This is a genomic window from Ruegeria sp. CE8 (assembly GCF_056537465.1).
The window spans coordinates 78,061-104,071 of record NZ_JBQFRP010000015.1; the positions used below are offsets into that span (position 1 = coordinate 78,061).

Here is a 26,011-nt window from a genome sequence, read left to right on the forward strand (position 1 = left end):
TAGAGTGATTGAGGTGGCCCCCACGTTCGGCTGAAACTAATGAGGATACGAGATCTGATGAACAAAACTGGCTGGGTAGAACCGTTTTCCGCACAGGGGCAACATGTCTTGCTCGAACCTCTGGCCGAAGAGCATCATTCCGATCTGTCCAAGGCCGCCGCTGACGGCGCGCTTCACCGCCTTTGGTACACAACGGTCCCAAAACCCGAAGACGTACCCGCAGAAATCATACGCCGACTGGCCCTGCGAGAGGCGGGTTCGATGTTCCCATTCACGGTGATCGAACCCGCCTCAGGGCGGGCCGTCGGGATGACGACCTATATGAACATAGATGCCCCGAATCGCCGTCTGGAAATAGGATCGACCTGGTATCGAAAATCGGTTCAAAGAACTCCGCTGAATACCGAGTGCAAACTGTTGTTGCTCCAGCACGCCTTCGAAGAACTCGGCTGCATCTGCGTCGAGTTCAGAACACATTTTCTAAATACGCAAAGCCGTCGCGCAATTGAAAGGCTTGGGGCCAAGCTTGACGGGATATTGCGATCCAACATGATCATGGCAAACGGCACGGTTCGCGATACCGCAGTCTACTCGATCATTCAGTGCGAATGGCCAACGGTGAAGGCTAACCTCAAGTGGCGCCTCGAACAGTGAACCGGCCGGGACCTTTTTTGGTCAACTGCGGTCCGGGCAACACTTGAGACATGCGGCAGTCGCACGTCTGGGGAAATTGCTAACTTAGTAGGCCAATTTCATGCCCGTCGATGATAATTGCGAGATCCCAGTACTTTCTGATCTCTTCTTCAGCAGCTTCGGCCGCTGTCGGCTCGTCCGGGATGCGTTCGACACGAAAGCCAAACCGTTCGAACCCGCAGTAGTCGACCCGGCTTAGAAGAACCGGAAACACGTCCCGCTCCATTGCGGCGGCAGCAAGAAGCCTGGCCACGCTATAGGGGGCCTCTGGCGGTTCAAAAATCCGGACGCCGATATGTATGGGACCGCCCGGTTCACGTTCCCAAAGGGCGACAGACGGCGTCAGATCCATTTGGGGGAATATGACTTTCCCGCGCGGTTGCGAGGCGCGGTTATCATTGACCAAATCGTCCAAGGGCTCAGGCCGATTTGGCGACGCGCGGCTTAAGATGTCGAACCATACGTTACCTGTCATTTTCTGGACCCAGCCTTTGTCAACAGTTCAGCTGCTCTGGAAGCCCCCGTTTCAGGCAGTTCAATCTTGCTTAACGCTGAGCGGTAGACCTCTGCACAATCGTGATCCAGCCATTCCGATACTGTACGCTCCAACTTCATGAATTCCTTTTCGGTGATCATGGCGCACAGGTCGCGTTCGGCCAAAGCCATTGCGCGCCGAGTCTGGTCGTCCAGATAAGGCGCCGATTGCGGGATGAAGATCGCCGGGATCTTGTGGTAAAGCATTTCAAGCACGGAATTGTATCCCGCAGCAGAAATGACCAGATCCGCAGCCATACAAAGCTTTGTGGCTTCCAGCGTTTGTACGACATGGGTATTTTTCCAGCCAAACGCGGCGGGTTGAACCGTGCTTCCGGGCCAGGTCACGACCAAATGCAGACAGTCGGGCCGCGCCTCGAGCATGCCGGAGATTGCCTGCAATTGGGCGGATCGATCAGAGGCCACACCGCCGCCCAGCATACTGACCACCAACTGCCTGAACTCGCGCCCGAACCGTTCTGACAGTCGGGCTCTGAGCTGTTCGTTCTCTTCTGCAGACTGTTCTACCTGGCGCACGATCGGGCCGACATAATGCACGTGATCGCCGTAGCTGTATGCGTCGTTCAGTTCTTCAAACGCCTCGGAGGGCACGATGACCTGATCAAAAACGCCCTCGCGGCGGAGCATGGTTTGCCTCGACCGGCCCTCGGGCCACAGACCCCGCCGAACCCACACAGCCGACAATTTGCGTTCGCGGATCACCCGGTAAACGGAATCAAAGACATAGCCGCCGTCAAAGACCAACGTGTCGTTTTCCTGAAGGGTGGCGCCAAGTCGTCGATAGGTCAGAATGTCATTGCCGTCGGAATTGGACTTTGTGTCGGTTCGCTGCACCAAGGGAATGCAGTCGATGCCTTCGCGGCGGACAAGCGGGACACAAGTGGGGAATGCTGCGAACATCGTAGAGACCGTGTCCGGCAATTCCTTGGCGATGATAGCGCACCGCTGCGCGTGGCCGAGCCCCACTCCGTTCGTCGGGAAAAACAAGGTTCTTGGCGTAGTTCGCGCCGGTCCGCGCCTTTTGGGCTTTAGACCTGCCGCGGTTTCCAGCCGCGATATGTCCACCGTATGCAGCCACTGAGATTTTGACGCCTGCTCCGCGATTTGCGGCGTGTTTCCAATAACCTTGCCAATCAAATACCCATCCAGGGCAAAAGGGGTCTTTGGCCCCAGCAAGGCGGGCGCGCCCGACGACATGAGGATCTCATCCTCGGTGCAGTCAATTGCAACTCCTCCTGCCGCAATCAGTTCGACTGCGAACGCGGCCATACGCACACCGGCGATACCATGGCCGAACATCGCAAGAATATCCGTCGTGTTCGCCAAGGTTAGAGGAGAAAGCCCGGTATAAAGATAGGTGGGCAAATCATGGAATGGCGACGCTTTGATCGCGTCGTTCTGTGCCCCGCTTACAATCAGCTTCAGGTTATAGCCACCTTGGTTGCTCATCCGTGAAAAGCAGGAAAGCGTCTCGGGGTTGTCCAACTCCATTGACCCCAGAACAACGGTTACGTTCGGCATTTCCCTCTGAGGCCGCCGCGAAACAGTTCGAATATCCGCGACCAAAGGGCTTACGCTGGACGGCATCAAAGTCCGTGGCTGAAAATCGGTCAGGTCGATGACCATGGCTTCGCGTCCAAGCGCATAAGCCAGCCGCGCCTTGGCGCCTATATAGCTTTGCTGGGTCACGAAGCGACCCGTCGCAATCACAGGAACGCCCGGGCCGAGTTGCTTTTTCCGGATCGATGCAAGAAGCGAGTCGTCGATTTCCTCGGCACCCAGGGCAAAAACGGTTTCGGCTGCATGTTCCGCCGGATCAACAAGATATTTGGCCGCTTCATAAATTCTGCCCCGGCCCGCATTTTCCGGCAAATACTCGGCATCAATGCAAACACTGTATCCGCGCGCCGAGAGTTGTTCGGCAAAGATCAACTGCGCATCAAACGAACGTAACGAGCGCGTGCCAGCCTCAATGTAGATCATTTAAGTACCCCGCTGTCAGCGGATAGAATGCCGGACAGCATCGTCCTGAAATTCTCTGCAGAATAGCGATCCAGCGCCGATTGGGCCTTGGACACCTGTTCATGATATCTGTGCGGATGGGCGACGAGGTCGGATATGATTGCGTCAACCTCTGCCGGACGGCAGGTCAGGACGGCATCGCCGAACGTCGCACCTGTGTCGGGGTTCGCCAGAACCACTTTTCCGGCGGCAAGTGCCTCGGCGACAACGCGCCCAAAGCTTTCTTGCCAGGTCGGCGCTGTAAAATATACGAAAAAGTCAATCATTCCAAAGAACTCTTCCACACTTATGGCGTCAAAGGGAAGCAGGTTCCAATGTGCGCGAAGTACGCGCGCCTCTAACAAAGCATCCGCCCCGAGAATAACATTGCACTGAGAATGCTTTGGAAAACAGCTGTCCAGTTCGGCAATCGCAGGAAACTTTTCGAACCCGGGTCGTGAATGCCGCCCCCGACGATCTTGGGGAGTTTCGCACGGAGTATTCAATTCGATCTGACAAATGTTGAACCAGTCGCAGTCGAGCACATTCCAACGCCGCGCCATTCGAGACGTGGCCAGCCAGTTGACGACGCCCTTTCGATTATACGGTGAAATCGGCGCAAGCGTTTTCCTCAGAGAAATCGTTGAGACCTCGATCTGGCTCAAACAGGTTGAGACGTCGAACCCCTCTTCACCGCCCGGACGCAGGAAATTCTCGTGCGTGATCACGAACAGATCACGGGCAATGATCTTTGTGCCCAACGTATCCTGAAACTTCAAAAAGGACGGATTGTGCAAAAACACGAAATCCGCACTTATAAAGGGTGCGTCCCAAACCAGTGGAATTTGCAAATCGTCCAGCACCTTGCGCAAAACCGGCGCGACACACTGGTTATCGCCAAATGTTCTGGACGTGATCGCGTGAACAACGACCTGCCCAAATTCCGCAGCCACCGGCAACTCTGCGGCCACCGCTGCTGATGTTCCTCCTGAAAACCGCGGCTCAATGACGTAGGCGATCTTTGGAGAACTCGACCGCCTGAATGCATACATTCCGGACATTGGTGTCAGTGCTGCAACGAGTTTGCGAAGGATGAGTTTTCATTGAGGGTGCCATCCGTGTTGGCTGGCGCACTGGTGGAATAGCTGAAATCCACATCGCCAACCGATGCGGCCTCGTGAAAACTTCTGAGCTCAAGCGACAATTCGTCCTCACCCGTTAACAAATCCGGGTTCTTCTCAAGGTATGAATAAAGCGCCTGAATGTCATTGGTCGACAGCAATTGATCTATAACGAGCAGATGCTCAAGCGTAATTTCGGCACGCGCGCTCTGCGTTGAAGATAAAAACAAAAGGGCAGTAACTATTCCAATAAGTCGTCTATCAGTCATCTTTGGAAACCCGGTTATAATTGTTAACGCTACACAGAAAAGACTCAGTCCTTCGTATTATACTCCAAAAACACGATCATTAGTTCGTCGCTTTCTTAAGTTTGCTCAGAACCTGACTTCTCAGTCGGTTTACACGGTTGGTGGCCGGTGCTTTGGCGCGGCTTCGTTTCGCGGTACGCTTAACCGCAAGCGCGCCGGACCCTTCGCCAGCCAACCATAACTCTATGATCCCACTTGGAGTTTTGGTTGCCGCACCGGTGAAGTCCCGCAACAAGGCACCGGCATCTTGAGCAAGAGCTGCAGCTGTCGCCTCGTCCTGCTTATGATAAAACCGGACGTTGGATTGGCTTATCCCGAACCCAACCCTCGCCGTCCCGCTGAGCTCATGCCCGGTTGTCGTCAGATTTGTGACGACGGAGTTGACCGCATCCTCGGACAGGCTGCGGGGCGCATACAGCCGGAATGCCACCTGCCCCCTAACCGAAGCTGGTTCCGGAGGCTCAATCGCATCATCAAGCAATGCCGTGCGCTCGATGGGATCAGATGGCTCCGATGGCGCGGGCGTATCTGGCACCAGTGCCTCTAATGGTTCCGAAGTATAGGATGGCGCGGACGTTTCCAGCGGCTCCGGTGTTGCCCACAAGACCGATAGATCTGGTTGTTCTGGCACCGGCTCAGCTTTTTCAGGTTGCGTAATCACCGGGGGAAGGTCTGTTTCGTCCGGTTGTGCCATCGGCTCCAGTGCCACGGTCTTCAATCCGCTTGCGTTTGGGTCGATCAAAACGCGCACCGCAGGCGGCTCTTCGATTTCAAGAGCAGCCATGATTTCGGGCAGCGAAAGCGCTGCGCTGATCTCGCGGACATTTGAACCGCGTATTTCTGGCTGATAGGCGCTGGCTTGTTTCGGAAGTGCAGCGACCACTTCTCCACTCATTCTGGGCCTCGCGTAAACCATCGCGCCAGGCTGCGTTGGAACGATAGGCGCGCGCCGTGGCGTAACGGTCAATTCAGCTGCGCGATTTAATGGAACAGCCGCAGCCTCTTCGAGCAATGCGACGGACGTACCGAAAATCTCTGGCGTGGATTGAAACCGCACAAATCCTAAATTCAACTCTGTCCTCGGACGATAGCTTATCAGGTTTATCGGTAGCGGTGGTTGAGCAAGTGTCGGCACAAATGACTGAACGTTGGGGGCCAATCGTAACAGTTTCGGCTCGACAACACCCTCACCTTCCGCAGATCCGGGCAAAGGTAGTGTCAAGGAAGCAAGACTTTCCGTTTCCTCAGGCTCGGCTAACTTGGCGTCAGGCGGCACCGAGCGTGATGACGTATCAAAAATGGTTGCGGACAGAACAGTTTGATCCTCCGCGCCCCCAGATAGATCAGATTGCGGCCCATCGGACGGACCTATCTCTGAATCTTGCAGTGACGCGATACTGGTCACTTCGGTGCTTTCAATCGCCGATCCTGCACTTTCGACCGGACCAGACGACGTCCATTCGGAAAGAACAAGAAACACCGAAGACGAAGCCGCCACTCCGATGGCACATCCAACAGCAACCAGACCCAACTTCATTTTGCGGCGGGTACTTTTCTGATCCGCCAGTCTTTCAAGCTCGTTTTTGCGCAGGCGATCAGCTACCTCCTCTGCGGACAGTTTCAATCTGGGCTCTGAGGACGCCTGATCGCTTTGGCTTTCCTGAATCTCTTGAGCCGTATCCTGACCCGGTTCTTGTTGCGGGTGCTCGCGGTTACTCTGATCCGCGGGGTTGGGTTCTCTGTTCTGGTTCTGGGCATCAAAAGAAGTGCTGGCTGTTCCGGCCACTTTGCCGCTGGTTTTCACATTCTGGGCGCCATTCTGCGCTTGAGTGGGCTTTTGCACCGACTCACCGGTACGCCCGGCACCTGTTGCGTCACCTTGCTTGCTGGCCACTTCTGCCTGGGCCGGCCCCTTGTTTGGTCCTTCTGGTGAATTTGCTCTAGCAGTTGATTGACCCGCCTTACTACGGCCTTCTTCCGGCTGCTGCGCCGCCTGCGCCTTTTTCTTAAGCGCCGCCTGGTTGATTTCCTGCTTTTTCCGAGCGTTTTCAAGCACCTCCTGCCATTCAGGAGACTGCACAAAATCATAGAGATCCGACACTCGATTAGCGTCTTTTTTGGCAACTTCAGGTCGAGCTCTTGGACCGCTGGCCTTTGTCATTAATACCCCCGAACTGGTCGCCGAAACACGCTCTACGCTGTTGCAACTCGGGCAAACCAAATACACTCGTGAACATCGTAAATTCCAAAATAAATACGCTATCGAGTATAAAAAATTGACCACTCGAAAACAAGTAAACCGGCACCTCTTACTGTTTTAGTTGGATGGTAGGTCGCCTGTTTTTAGCCAGGGAACCGTCTTCTCCTAAGGGCAATCATCGCGCGGATAGCCTCAATTTGCTCCGTAAAATCACTGTTCGGTACATGCAATTTGGTGCGGTGCTTGTTACTGCCACCTTGCCTTCGAAATCAGTATGTCCGCGACGCAGGAACAGGCATCGCGATCGCAGACTACCGACCCCTCCGGCAGCCTGATGTCGCGACCGATTTCACCAATGCAACCGCCTACGCCACACACCGCACGGTACACAGCGCCGTCACCGGCAATCCGCAGGGATACGATCCCCGAGTTGCAGGTCCAACCCCGCCAACGGTTCTCGCCCCTGAGAATAAACTCGTTGAGGCGAATGATCTCGCGGGTTCCGTCCGGGTTCTCGCGGGCCATGATCCAGCGCGGATTCCGCAGCTATCCCTTTGAACGCGAAGGCTTGGACATCCTTTCTTGCATCTTGGCAATCTGCGCTTCGCTATAAGGGTACAGCGCACTGCCAAACCCAACGCGCAAAGGCTTCATCACGATTGCAATACGCGGAAAATCCGAGCCAAGCTTTTGGGCGGCATCATAGCTTTCGTCAAACCGATCCGGCAGCATCGTGATGTTGACCTGAACGTGAATGACTTCGGACAGAATTTCGATAACCCGATGTACATGTGCAAACTCGGCTTCTTCGAGATGAAACGTCAGGATCAGAGAATCCAGCTTGTCACGAATGGCCTGCCAGAACCGCTCGGTCCGTGAACCGTTTGAAATCAGGCTAACCTTCATATCGTGCGCGCGGGCAGTACCCAGAATATCTTTGATTTTTGGGTGAAATGTCGGTTCGCCGCCAGTCAGTTGCAGCCACACACGACTTCCCATTCCGACCTGATAATGTTCATGCAAGGCCTCGATCATGCCCACGACATCTTCAAGCCTTTGCCAGCCCTTCGTGCCGTCATGCAGTGCTGGCGGGCAGTAGATGCACGCGTAGTTGCAGCGATTGCCGAGCATCCAGTCGACCAGCACCACGTTTTTGTGAATTTCTTCTGCGTGCTCGATCCACTGCACAGGCTGCGTTTGCGCCTCAATCAGTGGCTCAGCCACCCTATTGATATTGTCAATTTAACGCATCAGAAACGCACCTGTTCAAGCTGGATGTAGGATTGGTTGAGCCGACCTGTCGCGCGGTTGCCCGCCCTCTTGTCCTGTCTGTGTTGCCGCAAGGTTTTTGGGCCTGCCGCCACATCTTATGGGTCCGCATGCACCTCAGCATTTCAGGCCAGAACAGCTTTCATAGGTCAAAACTCAAACGCCGTAATCGTACAATTTATTGCCCGCACTGTATGCCAGTATGCGATTTCAGGCAAAACTGAGTGTTTTCGAACAATTTTCGACCAGTAACTTCGACCGATCTTTTTTGGCGTGATAAGGCTGCGTCATCGGTGAAAGTGGCGGGGGTCAAACGACCGATCCTTGTCGCGCGCAGCGGGCATGCTTTGCCCGGCCCCAACATTTCAGGACTGCCTGCCGAGCGCAATTTCCTGGCCGCTGCTCCGTGATCGGATCGCGGCGAAGGTAAGCTCTAGCGACCTTAGATTATTCCGGGCCGCGTTATCCGGCGATCGGTCTTCCTCAATCGCGCAAAGCAATTCTCCCATTGCTCCGCGAAACCCATCGTTGAACCATTTGCCCTGCAACTGAGGGCGGGAAAACCCATCTGCGGTCGTCAGCGTGATAGTTTGCAGCCCAAGATCGGGACCCATGGAAACGATGCTGCCAGTGGTGCCGGAAATATACGTCGTGTCTTGTGGTCCGTGTTGCGTATTGCCGTCGAATACGAGGCTGGCTTGCCCACCCTCCAGCCTGATCACCGCCTGAGCCAGAAGCGGAACCTTGTTGCCCTGCCCGCGGGCATGAGACGCGGTGGCAAAAACCGCCTCGGCTCGGGCTCCGACGATGGAGGATACAAAATCGAACCAGTGGATGCCAAAGTCATAAAGGATCAGGTCTTCGATCTCATCGAACGCGGTTCCGGCGGTCCAACCATGGTTCCAGTGAACAGCGGCGTGCACGGATTGGACCTCTCCGATGAGACCCGACCGGCAGGCTTCGCGCATCCAGGCCATGTGCGGAGACCATCGACCGTTCTGATTGACGGCAAGATGCACCCCTTGATCATCGGCCAACCGAACCAGTGCCTCACCGGTTGCCAGATCGGACACAAACGGCTTTTGACTGAGCACGTGCTTGCCCGCCTTCAACGCCGCTTCGATCACCGGGGCCCGCAGTTCGGTCGGCAGGGTAATGTCCACCACGTCGATTTCACTGTCCGCCAGAAGGTCCAGAAAATCGTCGTCGATCCGCGCGTCCGGACAGAATTCTGCAACTTTCTCTTCCGCTTTTTCCCGTGTTCGGTTCCAGACAGCCGCAACCTCCCACTCCGCTGTGCGATACGCGTCCAAATGGCTGTTGGAAATGCCTCCGGTCCCGATCATCCCAATCCGAGGGCGATAAGACCTTGGGGTCGGCGGACGATAGGCAACTTTCGGGGCGGCAATTTCCGGCAACTTGTTGGACTTCAAAGCGTATGTATCTGTGTCGGCGGCATCATCACTCACGGCAACAACTCCAATGTGCGTTTTTGAGCGGCAGACTGAACCGCCGTATCGACGATCCGTTGGGCCGTCAGACACAGATGCGGGTCCAATGGCCCCGTCACCGGCTGCCCGTTCCCGATACACCCCAGCACATATTCGATCGCATTCTTCTGCCCCTCGGGTAGCGGATCGACAGCAATCTTGTGTCGTTCGGGTCTGGCGCGCGTCTGAACAGTAAGGTGATCGGCGTAATCAGGCGAAGCGATCGTTCCATCGGCGCCGACGAATACAAACCCACAGGTTGGTTGCGGTTGCGTGGTCCACGGGTCTGTAAACGTTCCCCAGCGCGTTTCCATCTTGGACAACCCGCTCGCATACCGACAGACGGCAATTGCGTGCTGATCGACTTCGATTCCGGGCGTTTCATCAACGGCGCAGGTCACTTCGAGCGGGGCTTCACCATTCATGTACCAGGTTCCCAGTGTCGCCCCATACCCGAAATAATCCAAAAGCGATCCGCCCCCCGAGGACTTCTTATACCACCAAGAGGTGGGCTTTTGGCTTTCAACTTCTTCCGGGCTGACTTCAACCTTGTCGGCAAGGTGAAAAAGCGGACCACGGTTGCCGTCGTAGAAATGCACTTCCCGCAACTCACCGATCATTCCCTCGTCGATCAGACGCTTGGCAGTGACGTGGCTTTCGACCCATCTCAGCGGCCAGTTGATGACCAATTGCCGGCCGGTGCCCTCCATGGCAGCAATCATGCGGCGTGCGTCATCCGCCGAGGCTGCGAAGGGCTTTTCTACAAACACATGCAGGTTATGTGCCGCCAGTTTTTCCGTGTACTCGGCGTGGTGCGCCGTGGCCACGCAAAGAATGGCCATATCATAAGGCCCGGCGGCCATGCAGTCATCGAGATCGGTAAAAACGCAGTTTTCAGGTACACCGAAGTTATTGATTGCCGACGTCATTTTCTGCCGGTCGGGGTCAAAGAGTCCCGCAATTTCCGCATCTGGGTGATCATGCACCATCCTGAGCAAGTCGCCCATATGCATATGGTCAAAACTGATTCCAACAATACGAAACCTGGGCATAGGGTGTCCTCCCTTTAGCGGTTTCCGGTGATCCTGACGTAAATTGCCGTAACGGCGAGGATGATCAGGCCAAACAAGGCGGTTCTTGCGCCTTCGGGCATCTGCAGCAATGTCAGCATGGTATCGAGAACCCTGATGATCAGCGCACCGACGATGGCCCCCGCAAAGCTTCCACGACCGCCGAAAATTGACGTTCCGCCAATCACTGCGGCGGCCACGGATGGCAGCAACAGCGGGTTCGCCAAGCTCAATGAGGTTTGGCGGATCATACCAAGATAGAGCAACCCGGCCACGGCTGCGATCAACCCGGACAGGGCATAAAGCGCAAGATACACCTGCCAGGATTTGACGCCCGAAAGTTTGGCCGCATTTTCGTTGGACCCCAGCGCGAAAAGCAGCCTGCCGAACCCCGTGAACCGCATCAGCCAGAAGACAAACAAGGCAAACGGAACGAACAGAAACAGGCCATTGGGCAAGGACAATGTGCGCCCAGTCCCAAGCCAGGTCAGAAAGGTCGGAATCTGGGAACCAGCGCTGATCACCATGCGCTGATACACCTGAAGACATCCGGTGGCGATCAGGCCTGTACCCAGCGTCATGATCAACGGATGCACCCGCACCAACCCGACCCCAAGGCCGTTGACGACCCCGACAACAACGCCGGACGCCAGAGCGACCAGAACCGCCGGTGTGACGCCCCAAAGCGCGCTCAGTGTCGCGCAAACGAATGCCGCGACCGTGGCTACGATTCCAGCCGAAAGGTCGATCCCGGCGGTCAGCATCGTCAACACTTGGCAAGCGGCTAGCATCGCAAGGGGGATCGCGAACTTGATCAGGTTTCCAACCCAGAAGGTCGAGATTATCCCGTCTCGCCCAGCGCGGAACGGCGTCACGATACCGGGGCGCATCACCTCGAGTATCGCGATCAGCAAAACCAGAAACGCCAATAGCGGGATCACGGGGTTATCCCGCAGGTACCTACCAAATCGGACAATGGGTGGGTCGTTCACGGCCATGCTCATGATCTTGCCCCTCGCAGTGTTGCCGCAGTGCCAAGCAAGACGACAGCCACCATGATCGTGCCCTCAATGATCGTCGTGACGTTGGGATCAACAGCTAACAGAGTCAGGATCGTTCGGACGATCCGCAGAATGAACACAGCAATTATCGGCCCCAGCAGGCCTCCTCGGCCGCCGCCCAAAACGACCCCTCCCAGCACCACAGCGGCCACGGACGCCATCAGATAGGGTCCTGGCACCGGTTCGCCGATCCCGGTCAGGGCCGCCAGACTCAGCCCCCCAAAGGCACAGAACACGCCGCAAATGCCATAAGCCGCAACTTTCACCCGCCCAACGGCGACGCCCGAACGAAAAGCTGCACGCTCGTCGGATCCCGTCGCATAGATAGAGACACCCAGTTTGGACCGGCGAACGGGCAGCCATATTGCGGCAATACAAACAACAATGATCGCTAAAGCACTGGGCAAACCGGGGAAAATGCTGCCTCGAATGATCTGCTGCACCCAACCCGTCGTTGCACCACCCGGGGTTTCAAGGATCAACAGTGCAACCCCTTCCCAGACGAACAGCATCGCCAACGTCACGACGATGTCCGGCACGCGCGTCAGGACGATGAGACCGCCATTGATCAGCCCCATGCCCAACCCCAAAGCGAGTACAATCAGGATGGCAGGCAACCCCGCCATTCTCTCCATCAACACGGCCGCCGAGACTGCGCACACCGCCATCATGGACGCGACCGACAGATCGATCCCACCGACGATGACCACCACCGCCATACCCGCAGTTGCAAAGGCAAATGGCAACGCGGCGCGCGCGATACTTTCCAGACCGGATGTTCCAAACGTTGGCTGAATGGCTTTGGTGATGATCAACAGAACCAGAAGCAGCGCAACGAGCCCAAGGAGCCAGGAGTGTTTGCGTAAAATCCCTGTCACGCCGCACTCTCGTTTTCCGTCAACCCATATGCCGCCCGCAAAAGCGTCTGCTCATCGGCATCCTGCGCGTCGATGACATCGACGACCCTGCCGCTGAAAATGACCAGCGCACGGTCGCAAGCAAGAGGGATCTCCTCCAGCTCGGATGTATAAAACAGAACAGAGGCCCCGTTTTCGGCCAATTCGCGAACGAGCGGATAGATCTGTCGCTTGGTCCGCACGTCGATTCCCCGCGTGGGGTCAAAAAGCAAAAGCGTTTCGACCCCCGTGGCAAGCCACCTGCCTATTGTCACCTTCTGCTGGTTCCCGCCGGACAGACGCTGAACCTCTCCCTGCGCGCGCGTGTCGATCTGCAGTTTTTCGATAGCGTAATCCACGCGTTCGCGCTCGCGCCGCAGCTTCAGGCTCCCCCAATCGCGAATGCGAGCCGAGAATGGAAGTGCGATGTTCTCCTTCACCGACCTCTGCGCCAGCAAAGCCTCAGCCCGGTCCCCCGGCACAAATGTCAAACCCGCCGAGATCGCATCCGCCGGATGCCCGAACGCAACATGTTTTCCGTTTACCTCGATCGCCCCCTCGGTAGGCGGCATGAAACCTGCCAGGCATTCGAACAATTCGTCCTGTCCCTGCCCCTCCAGCGCGACGACGCCGAGCACTTCTCTCGGAAAAAGGGAGAACGAGATATTCGAAACTTTTGGTGTAATGGCGATATCCCTGACATGCAGGCGCGGTTCATCGCGTATGACAGTACGCATTCCTTGCGCGGCGCGGCGCCCAAGGTCCAGTTTCTGCCCCAGCATAAGCTCAACCGCACGTTCTTCCACACCGGGCTCAATGGCCAGATCACCCACCGTCGTCCCATCCCTCAGGACCGAAGCCCTGTCACAGAGTTCGGAGATTTCGCTGAATCGATGGGACACGTAGATGACGCCCATCCCCTCATCCGCCTGCTCGCGTACGACCTTGAGCACCCTCTCAACTAGGTCCGTCGGCAGTGCCGCCGTCATCTCGTCAAGCAACAGCACGTCGGGCTTTGAAGCCAGCGCGCGCGCAAGATCTAAAATGCGCAGCGTAGCCAGCGGCAGGTCTCCGATCATGTCTGAGAGTTTCAGGTCACCGACCCCAAGCTCACTGACCCAATGACGGAAAGGCTGGACCGCTGTGTCCGTCAGGCGCAGGTTGTCCTTCACGTCCAGATCAGGAATGAGCGACGGCTCCTGATAGACCGGTACCAGCCCGGATTTGCGCGCCTCGGACGGGTTACCGACACGCGCCTGGCGGCCACGGATCAACACCTGCCCGCTGTCCGGCTGCAAGGCGCCCGTGATGATTTTTACGAATGTAGATTTCCCCGCCCCGTTCGCGCCCATCAACGCGACAACTTCGCGAGGTGAAACGCAGAGACTGGCCTCTGTCAAAGCACGAACCGCGCCAAAGTTTTTGGCGATCCCTGAGGCGTCAAGAAGATACGTTTTCGTCATATATGCCTGCATTTCCAACGTATTGCCGTCCCCCCACCCGTTTGGACGGGGGGAGTGCCCGCGGGTTCCTTGCGATCTTAACTATCGCCCGGTCCTTTGCATTCGATGATCTGATCCATCGTGTAGTCCGTCCAACCGGGAACGGTGACAGAAACCGGCCATTCCGGATCAAGGTTCGGGTTTTGCGCGGCAGTTATTGTCGCGACGCCTTCGTCGGTGGCGTTTTCCCAAAGCACCGGGTCAACCAGAACGGTCTTATCTGCCGGGGCGTTGCCATTCAGAATATCGACCGCCAGAGCAATCCCTGCCCCACCGACCGATCCCGGGTTCGTCACCGCCGCGCCCTGCAGCCCGTCGACCTCGGTCAGATACTGCACGAACCCGGCGTTGTCCGCACCGACGATCGGTACAAGCGGTGCTCCGGATTCCACAAACGCATCAACGATCACATTGTCGATCCCGCTGGTCCAGACGCCGTCGAACGGAACGCCGGTGGCCAGAAAATCAAAAATCTGCTGTTTACCCTGGTCCTGCTGCCAGCCCGTGAATACTTCGTGCACAACGTTGATGCCGTCATACTCTGCCAAGGCGCGCTTGAATCCATTGTCGCGGTCGGTATCCGCCGAGACCCCGGCAATGCCGCGCATATAGACCACATCGCCAGACCCGCCCAACTGCTCAAACAGCCATTTGGCGCCGAGATAAGCGTATTCTTCCTGATTGTTTGACAGGATGTACGCGCCGTCCGCCGTCACACCCGCATCGACAGCAACCACGACGATGCCCTTCTCCATCGCCGCGTCCAGCGCCGAATTCAGCGCATCTGGGTTCGACGGGTTCAAGACAATCGCATCGACACCGGCTTCAATCAGGTTGTTGATGTCCTCCAATTGACCGGCGGAGTCGGTATTTCGGTGGGCCACGATCAGGTTGGACACATCGCCTTCCACCAAGGCCTGTGCCCGCATCGCGCAGATCATTTGCTCGCGCCATCCATTGCCCTGCACAGTGTTGGACACGCCGATTGTATAATCAGCGGCAAACGCTGCCGGTGAAAACGCCGCCGCAACAGCCAGGGCAGCCGCACCCGTTAGTAGTTTTTTCATTTCTGGTTCCTCCCAGTTGATCAATCTTTGATGTGACCGGAGCTGTTCGCTCTTCTATTTGATGAAGGGTTGCAGCACGTCGCGTGCCAGCAAAAACCCGCGCTTTACCTTTTCGTCGGTTCCTTCAAACAGCCTGTCTTCATGCTCGATAATGATTGGTCCGTCGTACTCCGCGTGATAAAGGCCCGAGAAGAAACCGGACCAGTCGACGTCGCCCAGCCCGCACAGGCGGGGAACCTGCCACCCCATGCCCGCCGACATGATCCCGTGCTCGTAAAGCCCGTCGCGATCCACCATCAGATCCTTGGCGTGCACATGGGCAATGTTGGGGCCGAACTCTTTTATGAAGCGGGTTTGGTCGATGAACTGCCAGATCAGATGAGACGGGTCGAAATTCATGCCGACATCGTCGCCCCACTCTTCGAAAATTCTGCGCCAGATTCTTGGTGAGTAGGCAATGTTATGACCACCGGGCCATTCATCATAGCTGAAGATCATCGGACAGTTCTCAAAGCACAAACGAACACCATGCCCACGGGCGTGGTCCACGATGGGTGAGATTATATTCCGCGCCCGCGCCCAGTTCTCGTCTACGGTCAGAGACCTGTCGCCCCCGACAAACGTGTTGACCACTGACAGGCCCATTGCCCCGGCCGCCGTTATCACCTTTTTAAGATGTTCGATCACTTCGTCCCGGTGCGACCCATCGGCGTGGAGCGGATTGGGATAATACCCCAGTCCGGAAATTTCGATGCCCTTGTCCTTCAGCCCCTCAACGATGTCCCTGCCCTGCGCCTCGGTCAGCCCATCCACATTGATGTGGCTCGTACCGGCATAACGCCGCTTTTCACCGCCAGAGGACGGCCAGCACGCGATTTCTAGCGCCGAGAACCCATTGCCCGCCGCCCAAGTGGCAACCTCCATCAATTCGGTATCTTCGAACGGCGCGGTCAGTAGTCCAAGTTTCATTGCGTTCCCCTCAAACCTCGTCCAGATCGACCCAGCGACTTTCGCGGGCCGATTTCACGACGGCGTCGCAAAAGCGCATTTCATAGTGGCCGTCTTCAAACGTCGCCCATGTGCTGTCTTGCCCCCGGGCACCTGCGCAAATGTCGGCGTACACGGCGCGAAAGAAGCCGAAAAAACTGTCTGCGAACCCTTCCACATGGCCCGGTGGCAAGCACGCAGCCCTTGTTCCGGTCTCATTCATCAGTGTGAAATCACGCATCAAAATCTGATTGGCCGCATCGCGATGCCCGACAAACAAATGATCTGGAGTTTCGCTGTTCCACGCCGCGCTGGCACGGCTTCCTGCGATATCCCAGATCAACGAGTTCTTGCGCCCGATGTTGATCTGCGAGGTGGTCATTACGCCTTTCGCCCCGCCGTCGTATCGGATCATGATCGCCGAGGCATCATCTGTATCTATTTCCACGGTTTCCGTTGCGCCCTGTGCATTGGAAAAGGTTTCGACAGGACCCTTGGGGCGCTGCCGTTCTGGTATGAACGTGGTCAGATCGGCAAAAACAGACTTGGCCTTCAGCCCGGTTATGAAACTGGTCAGATCAACCCAATGCGTACCAATATCCCCGACTGATCGCAGTGAGCCTCCGGCTTCGGCTTGTAGCCTCCAGTTCCAATCGGTCGGTTTCGCAAGCCAGTCCTGATGGTAGTGACCTGTCACAAACCGGATATCACCCAGCTCTCCTTTCGCGACCATTTCGTGCGCCTGCTGGTTCAAGGGGTAGAACCGGATGTTGTAGCAAACGGCGCATACCTTTCCCGAAGCCACCGACATCTCGGCCATTTCGGCAGATTGCTGACTAGTCATCGCCAGCGGCTTTTCACAAATCACATGTTTTCCCGCCTTTAGAATCGCCATCACCTGCGGATAATGCGCGTGGTTCGGCGATGTGACGTGAACCACGTCGACGCTCTGATCCGCCAGCAGCGCGTCCAGCGATGCATAGGCCTGCGCCACACCGATTTCTGCCGCACGGGCCGCCCCTCTTTCTGCGGAGGAGCCAAGAACACCAGCCACCTTGACCCCAAGACGACGCAGAGCCTGAACATGCACCGTCCCGATGAAACCCGTACCGATAACTGCAGCGCGCACCTGCGAAACGTCAGACATGATCCCCTCCCTCAGACAACCGAATACCCTCCGTCGACGGGCATACAGATGCCGGTGACAAAGGCCGCCGCGTCGGACGCCAAAAACAGAGCGGCGCCGACAATGTCTGCTGGCACACCCCAGCGCACCATCGGTGTTCGCGCCTCGATAGCGTCGACAAATTCGGGGTCCCGTCTGGCCCGGGCGGATTGCTCGGTAACGATGAAACCCGGTGCGATGGCGTTCACGCGGATGCCGTCCGACGCCCATGCAATCGCAAGGGATTTCGTCAATTGCTCGACACCAGCCTTGGATGACCCGTAAGCCGGGTTCCGCGGCGATCCGAAGCGGGCATACATTGATGCAATGTTGATCACCCGACCCCGGCGGGCCAGCAAGGCGGAATGCAGGGCCTGTGCACACCGCAGTGTCCCAACCAGGTTCACATCCAACACGTGGCTGAAGAACCCCGGCTCCATCTCTTCATCGCGTCGCGTTATCGCCGCGCAATTGACCAGCACGTCCAACTCATCCCGTTCGCGACCAAAAGCCTGCACGGCCTCAGTTTCAGTGACGTTGAGTTGCGTGTAGGGAAAACGCGTCGCGTCCTCGGGCAGACATTCGGGCTCGGCGCCCGTGATCTCGACATTGGCGCCAGCGTCCTTGAACGCGCGCGCGATGGCCGCACCGATACCGCCACGGCTTGCTCCGATCACGGTGACCCGCGCACCGGAGAAATCGAACTCTGCTGTGGCAGTCAAAGGTTCTCTCCGGTCGATGCGTTGCTTATTGCAGCGATCATTACTCTCCCCCATTTTGCGCGATCCGCGCATTGCAATCGATTACATTTTCGAAAATTCGACCTTTTCAACAAATGAAATCGATTACATAATCGGCAGCGTCAGGGATTCGAGTCAACTGGAATCTCACTTTGCAACCAAGGCTCATGATTCAAAAAACCGCAACAATCCAGGATGTCGCACGTGTGGCCAAGGTCTCAACCGCCACGGTCAGCCGGGTCTTGTCCAACCCTGATCTGGTCAAAAAATCCACGAAAGACGCCGTTTTGCAGGCCATCCAGAGCACTGGTTACCGGGTCAATCAGGCGGCCAGAAACCTTAGGATGCAGCGGGCGAACGCAGTATTAGTTCTTGTTCCAAACTTGGGGAAACCGTTCTACTCGGGCATTCTTGCAGGCATCAGCGAAGCCTTTTCGAATACCGGATATGCCGTTCTGATCACCGATACAGAAAGCAATCCTATACATGATTCCGCGCTGGCTGGTTACTTTCTTGACGGTCGAATTGACGGAGCCATCTCACTTGACGGACAGCTTTCCGAGACGGTTCTCAGAGAATGCGTTCAAGCCGGTGCTGGCAATAAAATCGTGTTTCTGTGCGAGTGGGTAGAAGACCAGTCATTCCCGGTTATCAAGAGCGACAACGTCGAAGGCGCGCGGCTTGCAATCCGTCACCTACATGATCTTGGCCATCGGAAAATCGCGCATGTAACCGGCCCTGAGGGAAATGTTCTGACAACGGCACGACGTGAAGGGATGGTCGCGGAACGAACGCGTCTTGGACTGCCTGCCCCGACCGAATGGATAATCCGCGGTGATTTTTCGCTTGAATCCGGGTTCGAGGCCGCCTCACGCATTCTCGCCATGCAGGATAAGCCCACAGCGGTCTTTTGCTCGGCGGATATGGTTGCATTTGGTTTGATCGCTGGACTGCAGGCAGGCGGCATTCGCGTACCTGAGGACATGTCGGTTGTCGGATTCGACGACATTGAAATGTCGGAATACTACGTTCCGGCACTGACCACGATACGACAGGACAGGCACCTACTGGGGCAAAGAGCTGCCGAACTGCTGCTTGGCAGACTTTCCCGAGGCCGGTTTGCAAGTGAACCCGAAACACCGGTACCGGTCGAATTGATCGACCGCGCGAGCACTGCAGCCCCGAAACCCTGAGGAGGACAGTCTAGGGCGGCGCACCAAGTATCGATTGCTCCAGATCGACACTCACTCCTGTCATCGGGAAGGACGCGGGGCTAAGCAGAAAGACGGTGACCCGCGCCGCTTCTTCCGGAGTGATCAGGCGGCCAAGGGGCAGGCCGCGCCCCGCCCGCTCGGCCCAGTCCGGGTGCCCTCCCAACCTCTCGGTCTGCATTTCGTGCTCGGATTCCGTGTTCACCCAGCCAAGGTTGATGCCGTTCACCCGAATTCCGTCGCGCAGATGCGCATTGGCCGCATTCTTTGTCAGCGTCTGCAACGCACCTTTGGAGGCCGCGTAGATGGCCAGGTCCGGCGCGCCACAATGCGCATTCACGGACTGGATGTTCACGATCCCACCGCCTTCGCCACGGGCCTGCATGTCCCGGATTGCCGCGCTCATCAATAGAAATGGTGCGCGAGCATTGATGGAAAAAACCTGATCGAAGCCGCTGGCGGTACCATCCAGAAAACTGGCTCGGTTCGTTATTCCGGCCGCATTGACCAGCCCATCAATCCGGCCGAAAGCCGACTGCGCGACCGTTGCAACGTCGACGCACGCTTTGGCCTCAGACAAGTCTGCGACGGTGATCTCAACCCGAGCATGGTCCGACAGGTCGCGCGCAAGGCTTTCGAGACCAACCTGATCCCTGTCCGTCGCAAGAATACTCCGGACACCCTGCGCGGCGGCCTCTTGCGCAATCGCCCGACCGATACCCCGAGCCGCGCCCGTGACGATAAGGGCCATATGTTCAAGCCGAATTGTCACGCCGACACCCGACCGGCCGGAATGTTCTCTCGCAGGATGATCCTTGGATCGATTTGTTCAAGCGGCAATTGGACCGGACCAGACGCGATGGCACCTAGCAACCGGATGACGGCTTGTTCGCCGATCAGACGGGCGTTCTGGTCGATCACCGCATGGATCATGCCTTCGGCAAGCCACCGCCGCGTATCTTCGATCAGGTCATGCATCACGACATATGGCCAAGAGGTCTGGGGAATGGTTTCCAGGGCCTGCACGAGACCTTTCCGACCGGCACCGACGCAATAGACCCCAAGCAGATTGGGCTGTGACCGAAACAACCGGGTCAGTTCCTGATACAACCGCTCGCCATTCTCGCCGGTCTCAATCGACGGCAGGGCCTGCAGCGACGGATAGTAAGTTGACAGGCAGGTTCGAAATCCGGCCTCACGCTCGCTATGGCCATGATAGAAATGACTCCCGGAGAACACGGCAACGTCTCCGGCACGGCCCCCTGCAAACATCCCGAGAATTTGTGCGGCCGTACGCCCGGCAACCAAGTTGTCGACACCCACGTACCCCGATCTGGGCGTGGCCAACACGTCAGACGCAAGGGTAATCACGCGAATGCCGGCCTCGCAAACCCGACGCAGAGCGTCGCGGCTTCGCGGATCATCCATAGCGACCACCCCGATCCCTTCGGTATCTGGCGGCAAATCATCCAGGGCCTCTTCGAGCGGGTCGGGTCCAATGCCTTTGAGGGCAACGATATTGCAGTTCTCGACCAACGGTTGCGTTTGGGCGAACTGGGCAATCTTGTCTGCGAGTTCTTGCAAGAACGCGTTTCCGCCGTACGGGATAAGAAAACTCAGACGCGCGGGCCGGGACGGCAGCGCAACAATGCCCTCGGACGGGAGGTAACCAAGCAGCCGTGCCGCCCGCATCACACGTTGCCGGTTGGCCGCGCTGACGCCTTTGCGCCCATTGAGGGCCCGGTCAACAGTAGCCGTCGAGACCCCTGCCCGTTTCGAAATATCAGCTATGGTCACGTGTGCCATGCGCAGTGTGTTCCCGATGATGCAAGTTTCCGCACGATTGTAGCGCGATCCGCGAGTTTAGTCCTGTTCATGGCACATCAGTTTACATCAGCTGAGTTGTACTGGCTTCAAAAGTAGCCCCTGAAACAAGGTCTTTTTTCTACAAAGAGGAAGTGTTGAACCAAATCTGATGTGATCTGATGGCAACCCAGCTTGAAGCAGGGGCTCATCCCGTCGAAGCTGTTTCAACAGAAAGCAAGTCACTCACACGTCCAAGTACGGGGACTTGCACAGGAGCACTTCGACCAATGAACGACGCCGAGCATAAAATGGCACCGCCCAAAGCAGACCGGGATTATTCTCTGACTGGTGCATCTGGGCGGCAAGCCCAAGAGATCGGGCTTGCCGCAGCCGAGTGGTATCACAGCGACGTACCGCGAAAGAGGATGAAGTCCCTGATGAAACGCCGTGATGCCCCCGCCCTGCGCGACACCGCATTGTGGATTGCGCTTCATATCATCTTCGCGACAGGCGCCATCTATTTCTGGGGAACATGGCTCTCGCTGCCGTTCTGGATGGCGTATGGGGTAATCTATGGCTCTGCCTGCGACAGCCGCTGGCACGAATGCGGACACGGGACGGCCTTTCGCACCCGCTGGATGAACGATGTCGTGTACCAAATCGCGTCGTTTCAGATCATGCGAAACCCGGTGAACTGGCGATGGAGTCACGCGCGCCACCACACCGACACGCTGATTGTCGGCCGCGATCCAGAGATCGCCTGGATGCACCCGATAAACCTTACGCTGAAGGCCCTTGCCTTTGTTGGCATCTATGAGACCTGGCTGTCGTTGCGCGGTCTGTTCCGCAACGCCTTGGGTCAGTTATCACCCGACGAAAAGGACTACATTCCCGAGACCGAGTGGCCCAGAGCCGTGTTTTGGGCTCGCGTTCATATGCTGATCTACGCCGCGGTATTGCTAAGCACAGTCTTGATGCTGGTGAACGGAATGGGTTGGAAATCGGCAATTCCGGTCCTTTTGATCGGCGCCCCCCGAGTTTACGGATGCTGGCATTTTGTAATGACAGGCTTGCTGCAACACGGCGGTTTGCCCGAAGACGTCATTGATCACCGCCTGAACTCGCGCACGTTGTACATGAACCCGGTCAGTCGCTGGCTTTACTGGAACATGAACTACCACATTGAACATCACATGTTCCCGATGGTCCCGTATTACGCGCTTCCGGCTTTGCACGAAGAGATCAAGGATGATCTGCCGGCACCCAACACGTCCATTTGGGATGGTTACAAGGAAATGTTGGGCGCTGTGATGCGGCAGCGAAAAGATCCCGGCTATGCGTTGAGGAAAAAGCTTCCGTCGACCGCAAGACCGTACAAGGAACACTTGCATTCGCATGTGCCGGATCGCCGCTCGAGTTGATCCGACCAATAAAGGAAAGGAGGCTGGAATGCCCTGGATCGATGCAATCGCTGTCGACGACGTTGACGAAGAAGACGTCCTTCGGTGGGATCACAATGGCCAGACCTTCGCCATAGTCCGCAGTCCGGAAGGTGCCTTCTTCTGCACAGACGGGCTGTGCACGCACGAAAAGGTGCATTTAGCTGATGGCTTGGTCATGGATCATGAGATCGAATGCCCACGGCATAACGGGCTTTTCGATTACCGGTCTGGTGAAGCGTTGCGCGCACCGGCCTGCGACAGCCTCGGAAGTTATCAGACAAAGTCAGAGGACGGGCGCGTTTTCGTTCTGATTCCTTGAGAAGCCTATCCTGCGCTGCCACAAATCTGTAACCTTGAAAGCGCGCTCTCGTTGACGGAAGGCCAGAAAACATGTTCCACCTGTCAGCAGACGGCATCCAACTGTCGTTCGACCCCCAAACCGGCCTGATCGAAAGCTTCACCGTCGCTGACGGCGACACAGAGATTTCTCCTATGCATCGGGCACCGTGGGTTGGAACGGACGAAGTCCTTCCCAAAGGTCTTGCACCGCACATGTATACACTCGGCGGAGATTTTTTCTGTGCCCCATTCGGGCAGGAAAAAGACGGCGCTCCGCTGCATGGTTGGCCGGCAAACGCGCCATGGTCTGTCACCAGCACCTCAACCGGCTACCTGTCCGCGCGGCTGGACCGTCGCGTGAACAACGCTGAGTTGGTCAAAGAGCTTTGGCTTTGCCCTGAGCACCCGTTTGTCTATCAGCGGCATACATTCAACGGCGGCAACGGACAAATCCCTGTCGCCAACCATGCAAACCTGTCTCTGCCGAACGGCGGCATCATTCGGACATCGCCCAAATCCGGTTGGCAGACCTCGCCGATGCCCCTAGAGAGCGATCCTGCCCGAGGCCGGTCAGGATTGATCTATCCAGCATCCAGCAGCGATCCGACGCGGTTCCCATCGATTGACGGAACCACGGACCTGACACGTTACCCCTGGTTTCCCAAGCACGAGGATTTCGTAGTCGGAATCGATGCCCCAGGATACCGACTAGGGTGGACCGCCGTGACCCGACCGGTCGAGGGCGACCTTTTTCTGTCGCTGAAGCAGTCTGCCTCACTACCCATGACGATGTTGTGGCATTCCAACGGAGGTCGAGATTATCCGCCCTGGTCCGGTCGCCATTTCGGATGCCTGGGCATCGAAGAAGGCGCGGCCGCGCATGTTCTGGGATCAAATCGCGATGCAGAACTCTCCGGTCCGGGTGCTCTGAACCTTTCGCTAGACGCCCCTTCCATCGTCACACATGCCATCGGCGCAATAACGTGGCCGACAGGGTCTGCCATTCAATCGCTAAGCCTGAACGGTGATTATCTTGAAATCGCCGGGGACTGCGGAAAGATCCGACGCATTCGATTTGACGCAATCTTCCTCAATCCGGAGTAATTGATTGACGGGTTCCGGATGTATCAACCCCACGGAACTGCGCCGCAGTTTATGGACAAGATGAAAACGCAGATGTGTCGAAAATGGTGTGAGTGGCGGTGCCGTCAGACGAATTCGAACTCGTCTCTGTTTGGCCAATGACGCTGTCCTTTAGGCCTTTGGTCACCACAGCGTTCAGCACCTCACCTTAATGGTCGACTGCCCGCCACAGGTGACCGAAAGGAAAATTTTTTGTTGCTTGCTTCAGGCCCTGACAAGGAGTTGGAGTTGAACTGATTGGCCGCGGTTCTGATGGTGTGCAAAGATGGACATCACCTGTGCATTCCTGTGCCTAACAGATTGAAATCACGGCACACAAATTACTGCGGAAAGGAGTAAGCTCATGCTTGATACTTACAATATCCGCACCGCAGACATGCCGAGTGAGATGCAGATCTTGCTCGACAAGTATCCTCGTGACAGCTGGGACGCTCACCCCGGCTTCAAGGAGAAAACGCGTCACTGGCTGGGTGCGCACCAGATGTTCCGGCGCCTTGCCGAACTGGTTCGGGCGGATGCAGAGGATTACCTGGAAAAGGACGTGTCGCCAGATGAGTACGCAGCGCGCCTGTCCTATTATGGCAACGCCCTCGTCGGGAATCTGCATGGACATCATGGGTGGGAAGATCGCAGCTACTTCCCCGAGCTTTCTGCCGCGGATTCCCGCTTTGATGCCGGGTTAGAAGTGTTGGAAAAGGACCACGCTGATCTGGATCTGGTGCTTGACCAATACACCCGGACGGCCAATCGTGTGATAAAGCTCATTCATCTGGACGAGTCTCAGGCCCGCTCGGAAGTGGGGGCATTGCGCGATACCTCTGAGGCCATCGAGGCCTTTCTACAACGCCACCTGAGCGATGAAGAGGAACTTGCCGTTCCGATCATCCTCCATCACCGCCTGAGAGGGTAAGGCCACCCGAATGACCGACCATTCTAAACAGGAAGATCAGTCAAACGCGGAAACTCGCCGCGCACGAGGAGAATTCGTGCGCGGCGTCAGCGGTTTTCGGCATTCGATTGGCGATCCGGATTTCCCGGCTGAACCAAACCGTTATCACTTGTTTGTCGCCTTGAACTGTCCTTGGTGCCATCGTGTAATTTTGGCACGCAATTTGTTGGGGTTGCAGGGTAGCATCTCGATGGACGTGGCCTTTCCAAACCGTACGGGCGAAGACCATCCTGACGGCCCCAATCACTGGCAGTTTGCGCCCGAACAAGTGGCATCGCTGACTGGCAATCCCTTATCGGAGTGTACGGCTGAAACCGGCACGGGTCAGGGCTTTAAACTGGTGCGGGAAATCTATCGGGCCGAAGGAGCGGACGAACGATCGGTGCCTGTACTCTACGATAAAAAGACGAACCGCATCGTTAACAACGAAAGCGCAGAGATCATTCGGATGCTCGACCAACACGCAGCGGAACTGGGTAGTTCGCGCAGCGTTCCTGAACAGCAAAAGTTGTACCCCGACGAGCCGGAGCTTCGGAGTGAAATCGACGAATTGAACGAGCTGATATACATCAATATTAACAATGGCGCTTACAAAGCAGGTTTTTCTTCAGATCAGGCAATATATGCCAAAGCGTTCAAAAATTACTTTGAAGCACTGGCCCAGCTTGAAACGCGTCTTGCAAGTGATGAACGCCCATTTCTAGGGTCAGGACACATAGCCAATAGATGACGAGAGCTGCGAGGGCGATTGCTAAGAGGAAGACCTTCGGGCACCTGTCGTACCGGGTTGCCACACGGCGCCAATCCTTGAGCCTGCCAAACATGATCTCGATCCGGTTGCGGCGTTTGTATCGGCGCTTGTCGTACTTCACCGTTGTCTTGCGCTGCTTCCGGCCGGGGATACAAGCGCGTATCCCTTTGTCTTGTAACGCTTCTCGGAACCAATCGGCATCGTATCCGCGAGCTCCGAGTAGCCAATCGACATTCGGTATGCCG

25 protein-coding genes and 1 pseudogene are annotated in these 26,011 nt (G+C 56.7%); 7 read left to right on the forward strand and 19 right to left on the reverse strand.

The window, feature by feature from the left end; all coding sequences use genetic code 11:
- Nucleotides 1–57 precede the first annotated feature (57 nt).
- On the forward strand, nt 58–654 hold the full coding sequence (locus tag ACR0AA_RS20655) for a GNAT family N-acetyltransferase (RefSeq protein WP_480663547.1): 597 nt from the start codon (nt 58–60) through the stop codon (nt 652–654).
- A gap of 79 nt (nt 655–733) precedes the next feature.
- Here ACR0AA_RS20655 and ACR0AA_RS20660 read toward each other — a convergent pair whose 3' ends face one another.
- The 16 genes from ACR0AA_RS20660 to ACR0AA_RS20735 all read right to left on the reverse strand — a co-directional run bounded on the left by ACR0AA_RS20660 (nt 734) and on the right by ACR0AA_RS20735 (nt 18,107).
- Nucleotides 734–1,168, reverse strand: a complete 435-nt coding sequence (locus ACR0AA_RS20660; RefSeq protein WP_480663549.1) for a hypothetical protein — start codon at nt 1,166–1,168, stop codon at nt 734–736.
- On the reverse strand, nt 1,165–3,231 hold the full coding sequence (locus tag ACR0AA_RS20665; protein WP_480663551.1) for a glycosyltransferase: 2,067 nt from the start codon (nt 3,229–3,231) through the stop codon (nt 1,165–1,167). Before ACR0AA_RS20665 ends, ACR0AA_RS20660 begins: the two co-directional genes overlap by 4 nt.
- On the reverse strand, nt 3,228–4,202 hold the full coding sequence (locus tag ACR0AA_RS20670) for a glycosyltransferase (RefSeq protein WP_480757118.1): 975 nt from the start codon (nt 4,200–4,202) through the stop codon (nt 3,228–3,230). Before ACR0AA_RS20670 ends, ACR0AA_RS20665 begins: the two co-directional genes overlap by 4 nt.
- Before the next feature lie 113 nt (nt 4,203–4,315).
- Complete coding sequence (locus ACR0AA_RS20675; RefSeq protein WP_480757120.1) at nt 4,316–4,639, reverse strand: hypothetical protein; 324 nt, start codon at nt 4,637–4,639, stop codon at nt 4,316–4,318.
- Nucleotides 4,640–4,718: 79 nt separating this feature from the next.
- Complete coding sequence (locus tag ACR0AA_RS20680; RefSeq protein WP_480757123.1) at nt 4,719–6,839, reverse strand: hypothetical protein; 2,121 nt, start codon at nt 6,837–6,839, stop codon at nt 4,719–4,721.
- A gap of 285 nt (nt 6,840–7,124) precedes the next feature.
- A complete protein-coding gene (locus tag ACR0AA_RS20685; RefSeq protein WP_480757125.1) occupies nt 7,125–7,403 on the reverse strand; it encodes a hypothetical protein in 279 nt (92 codons plus the stop codon).
- A 21-nt stretch (nt 7,404–7,424) separates the two neighbouring features.
- Nucleotides 7,425–8,102 carry a radical SAM protein gene (locus tag ACR0AA_RS20690; RefSeq protein ID WP_480663561.1) on the reverse strand — a complete coding sequence of 226 codons (678 nt, stop codon included), beginning with the start codon at nt 8,100–8,102 and terminating at the stop codon, nt 7,425–7,427.
- Between the two features lie 410 nt (nt 8,103–8,512).
- Complete coding sequence (locus ACR0AA_RS20695) at nt 8,513–9,616, reverse strand: Gfo/Idh/MocA family protein (RefSeq protein ID WP_480663563.1); 1,104 nt, start codon at nt 9,614–9,616, stop codon at nt 8,513–8,515.
- Entirely contained in the window at nt 9,613–10,689 is a 1,077-nt protein-coding gene (locus ACR0AA_RS20700; protein ID WP_480757129.1) for a Gfo/Idh/MocA family protein, read from the reverse strand. The genes ACR0AA_RS20695 and ACR0AA_RS20700 overlap by 4 nt, the downstream gene beginning before the upstream one ends.
- Before the next feature lie 14 nt (nt 10,690–10,703).
- Nucleotides 10,704–11,711 (reverse strand): ABC transporter permease, encoded by a 1,008-nt coding sequence (locus ACR0AA_RS20705; RefSeq protein ID WP_480663567.1) that lies wholly within the window; start codon nt 11,709–11,711, stop codon nt 10,704–10,706.
- Complete coding sequence (locus tag ACR0AA_RS20710) at nt 11,708–12,646, reverse strand: ABC transporter permease (protein WP_480663569.1); 939 nt, start codon at nt 12,644–12,646, stop codon at nt 11,708–11,710. The genes ACR0AA_RS20705 and ACR0AA_RS20710 overlap by 4 nt, the downstream gene beginning before the upstream one ends.
- A complete protein-coding gene (locus ACR0AA_RS20715; RefSeq protein WP_480757132.1) occupies nt 12,643–14,127 on the reverse strand; it encodes a sugar ABC transporter ATP-binding protein in 1,485 nt (494 codons plus the stop codon). Before ACR0AA_RS20715 ends, ACR0AA_RS20710 begins: the two co-directional genes overlap by 4 nt.
- Nucleotides 14,128–14,204: 77 nt before the next feature.
- Nucleotides 14,205–15,233, reverse strand: a complete 1,029-nt coding sequence (locus ACR0AA_RS20720; RefSeq protein WP_480663573.1) for an ABC transporter substrate-binding protein — start codon at nt 15,231–15,233, stop codon at nt 14,205–14,207.
- A gap of 54 nt (nt 15,234–15,287) precedes the next feature.
- Complete coding sequence (locus tag ACR0AA_RS20725) at nt 15,288–16,202, reverse strand: sugar phosphate isomerase/epimerase family protein (RefSeq protein WP_480757134.1); 915 nt, start codon at nt 16,200–16,202, stop codon at nt 15,288–15,290.
- Between the two features lie 10 nt (nt 16,203–16,212).
- Nucleotides 16,213–17,367: a Gfo/Idh/MocA family protein gene (locus tag ACR0AA_RS20730; protein WP_480663577.1), complete on the reverse strand. Its 1,155-nt coding sequence runs from the start codon at nt 17,365–17,367 to the stop codon at nt 16,213–16,215.
- A gap of 11 nt (nt 17,368–17,378) precedes the next feature.
- Nucleotides 17,379–18,107, reverse strand: a complete 729-nt coding sequence (locus tag ACR0AA_RS20735) for an SDR family NAD(P)-dependent oxidoreductase (RefSeq protein ID WP_480663579.1) — start codon at nt 18,105–18,107, stop codon at nt 17,379–17,381.
- 185 nt (nt 18,108–18,292) lie between these two features.
- Here ACR0AA_RS20735 and ACR0AA_RS20740 point away from each other — a divergent pair, with 185 nt between their 5' ends.
- Nucleotides 18,293–19,318, forward strand: a complete 1,026-nt coding sequence (locus ACR0AA_RS20740) for a LacI family DNA-binding transcriptional regulator (RefSeq protein WP_480663581.1) — start codon at nt 18,293–18,295, stop codon at nt 19,316–19,318.
- Nucleotides 19,319–19,328: 10 nt separating this feature from the next.
- Here the strand turns inward: ACR0AA_RS20740 and ACR0AA_RS20745 are convergent, their stop codons facing one another.
- Entirely contained in the window at nt 19,329–20,108 is a 780-nt protein-coding gene (locus ACR0AA_RS20745) for an oxidoreductase (RefSeq protein WP_480757141.1), read from the reverse strand.
- Nucleotides 20,105–21,142, reverse strand: a complete 1,038-nt coding sequence (locus ACR0AA_RS20750; protein WP_480757143.1) for a LacI family DNA-binding transcriptional regulator — start codon at nt 21,140–21,142, stop codon at nt 20,105–20,107. Before ACR0AA_RS20750 ends, ACR0AA_RS20745 begins: the two co-directional genes overlap by 4 nt.
- Nucleotides 21,143–21,429: 287 nt before the next feature.
- Between ACR0AA_RS20750 and ACR0AA_RS20755 the strand changes: the two genes are divergently transcribed.
- From ACR0AA_RS20755 to ACR0AA_RS20775, 5 genes are all read left to right on the forward strand, one after another.
- Entirely contained in the window at nt 21,430–22,563 is a 1,134-nt protein-coding gene (locus ACR0AA_RS20755; protein ID WP_480757146.1) for a fatty acid desaturase family protein, read from the forward strand.
- Between the two features lie 28 nt (nt 22,564–22,591).
- Nucleotides 22,592–22,903 carry a MocE family 2Fe-2S type ferredoxin gene (locus ACR0AA_RS20760; protein ID WP_480663589.1) on the forward strand — a complete coding sequence of 104 codons (312 nt, stop codon included), beginning with the start codon at nt 22,592–22,594 and terminating at the stop codon, nt 22,901–22,903.
- Nucleotides 22,904–22,974: 71 nt separating this feature from the next.
- Nucleotides 22,975–24,027 carry a hypothetical protein gene (locus ACR0AA_RS20765; RefSeq protein WP_480663590.1) on the forward strand — a complete coding sequence of 351 codons (1,053 nt, stop codon included), beginning with the start codon at nt 22,975–22,977 and terminating at the stop codon, nt 24,025–24,027.
- 382 nt (nt 24,028–24,409) lie between these two features.
- On the forward strand, nt 24,410–24,976 hold the full coding sequence (locus ACR0AA_RS20770; protein WP_480663591.1) for a hemerythrin domain-containing protein: 567 nt from the start codon (nt 24,410–24,412) through the stop codon (nt 24,974–24,976).
- Between the two features lie 10 nt (nt 24,977–24,986).
- Nucleotides 24,987–25,745, forward strand: coding sequence for a glutathione S-transferase family protein (locus ACR0AA_RS20775; RefSeq protein WP_480757150.1), 759 nt, complete (start codon nt 24,987–24,989; stop codon nt 25,743–25,745).
- Here the strand turns inward: ACR0AA_RS20775 and ACR0AA_RS20780 are convergent.
- Nucleotides 25,732–26,011: pseudogene (locus ACR0AA_RS20780) on the reverse strand (transposase); the annotation flags it as partial. The gene ACR0AA_RS20775 and the pseudogene ACR0AA_RS20780 sit on opposite strands and share 14 nt — an antisense overlap.

Bases quoted from the DNA above. Each gene is read 5' to 3' on its own strand.
- ACR0AA_RS20655 (WP_480663547.1), top strand. From the start codon at position 58: ATGAACAAAACTGGCTGGGTAGAACCGTTTTCCGCACAGGGGCAACAT.
- ACR0AA_RS20660 (WP_480663549.1), bottom strand. From the start codon at position 1,168: ATGACAGGTAACGTATGGTTCGACATCTTAAGCCGCGCGTCGCCAAAT.
- ACR0AA_RS20665 (WP_480663551.1), bottom strand. From the start codon at position 3,231: ATGATCTACATTGAGGCTGGCACGCGCTCGTTACGTTCGTTTGATGCG.
- ACR0AA_RS20675 (WP_480757120.1), bottom strand. From the start codon at position 4,639: ATGACTGATAGACGACTTATTGGAATAGTTACTGCCCTTTTGTTTTTA.
- ACR0AA_RS20680 (WP_480757123.1), bottom strand. From the start codon at position 6,839: ATGACAAAGGCCAGCGGTCCAAGAGCTCGACCTGAAGTTGCCAAAAAA.
- ACR0AA_RS20685 (WP_480757125.1), bottom strand. From the start codon at position 7,403: ATGGCCCGCGAGAACCCGGACGGAACCCGCGAGATCATTCGCCTCAAC.
- ACR0AA_RS20700 (WP_480757129.1), bottom strand. From the start codon at position 10,689: ATGCCCAGGTTTCGTATTGTTGGAATCAGTTTTGACCATATGCATATG.
- ACR0AA_RS20705 (WP_480663567.1), bottom strand. From the start codon at position 11,711: ATGAGCATGGCCGTGAACGACCCACCCATTGTCCGATTTGGTAGGTAC.
- ACR0AA_RS20715 (WP_480757132.1), bottom strand. From the start codon at position 14,127: ATGACGAAAACGTATCTTCTTGACGCCTCAGGGATCGCCAAAAACTTT.
- ACR0AA_RS20720 (WP_480663573.1), bottom strand. From the start codon at position 15,233: ATGAAAAAACTACTAACGGGTGCGGCTGCCCTGGCTGTTGCGGCGGCG.
- ACR0AA_RS20725 (WP_480757134.1), bottom strand. From the start codon at position 16,202: ATGAAACTTGGACTACTGACCGCGCCGTTCGAAGATACCGAATTGATG.
- ACR0AA_RS20730 (WP_480663577.1), bottom strand. From the start codon at position 17,367: ATGTCTGACGTTTCGCAGGTGCGCGCTGCAGTTATCGGTACGGGTTTC.
- ACR0AA_RS20740 (WP_480663581.1), top strand. From the start codon at position 18,293: ATGATTCAAAAAACCGCAACAATCCAGGATGTCGCACGTGTGGCCAAG.
- ACR0AA_RS20750 (WP_480757143.1), bottom strand. From the start codon at position 21,142: ATGGCACACGTGACCATAGCTGATATTTCGAAACGGGCAGGGGTCTCG.
- ACR0AA_RS20755 (WP_480757146.1), top strand. From the start codon at position 21,430: ATGAACGACGCCGAGCATAAAATGGCACCGCCCAAAGCAGACCGGGAT.
- ACR0AA_RS20760 (WP_480663589.1), top strand. From the start codon at position 22,592: ATGCCCTGGATCGATGCAATCGCTGTCGACGACGTTGACGAAGAAGAC.
- ACR0AA_RS20765 (WP_480663590.1), top strand. From the start codon at position 22,975: ATGTTCCACCTGTCAGCAGACGGCATCCAACTGTCGTTCGACCCCCAA.
- ACR0AA_RS20770 (WP_480663591.1), top strand. From the start codon at position 24,410: ATGCTTGATACTTACAATATCCGCACCGCAGACATGCCGAGTGAGATG.
- ACR0AA_RS20775 (WP_480757150.1), top strand. From the start codon at position 24,987: ATGACCGACCATTCTAAACAGGAAGATCAGTCAAACGCGGAAACTCGC.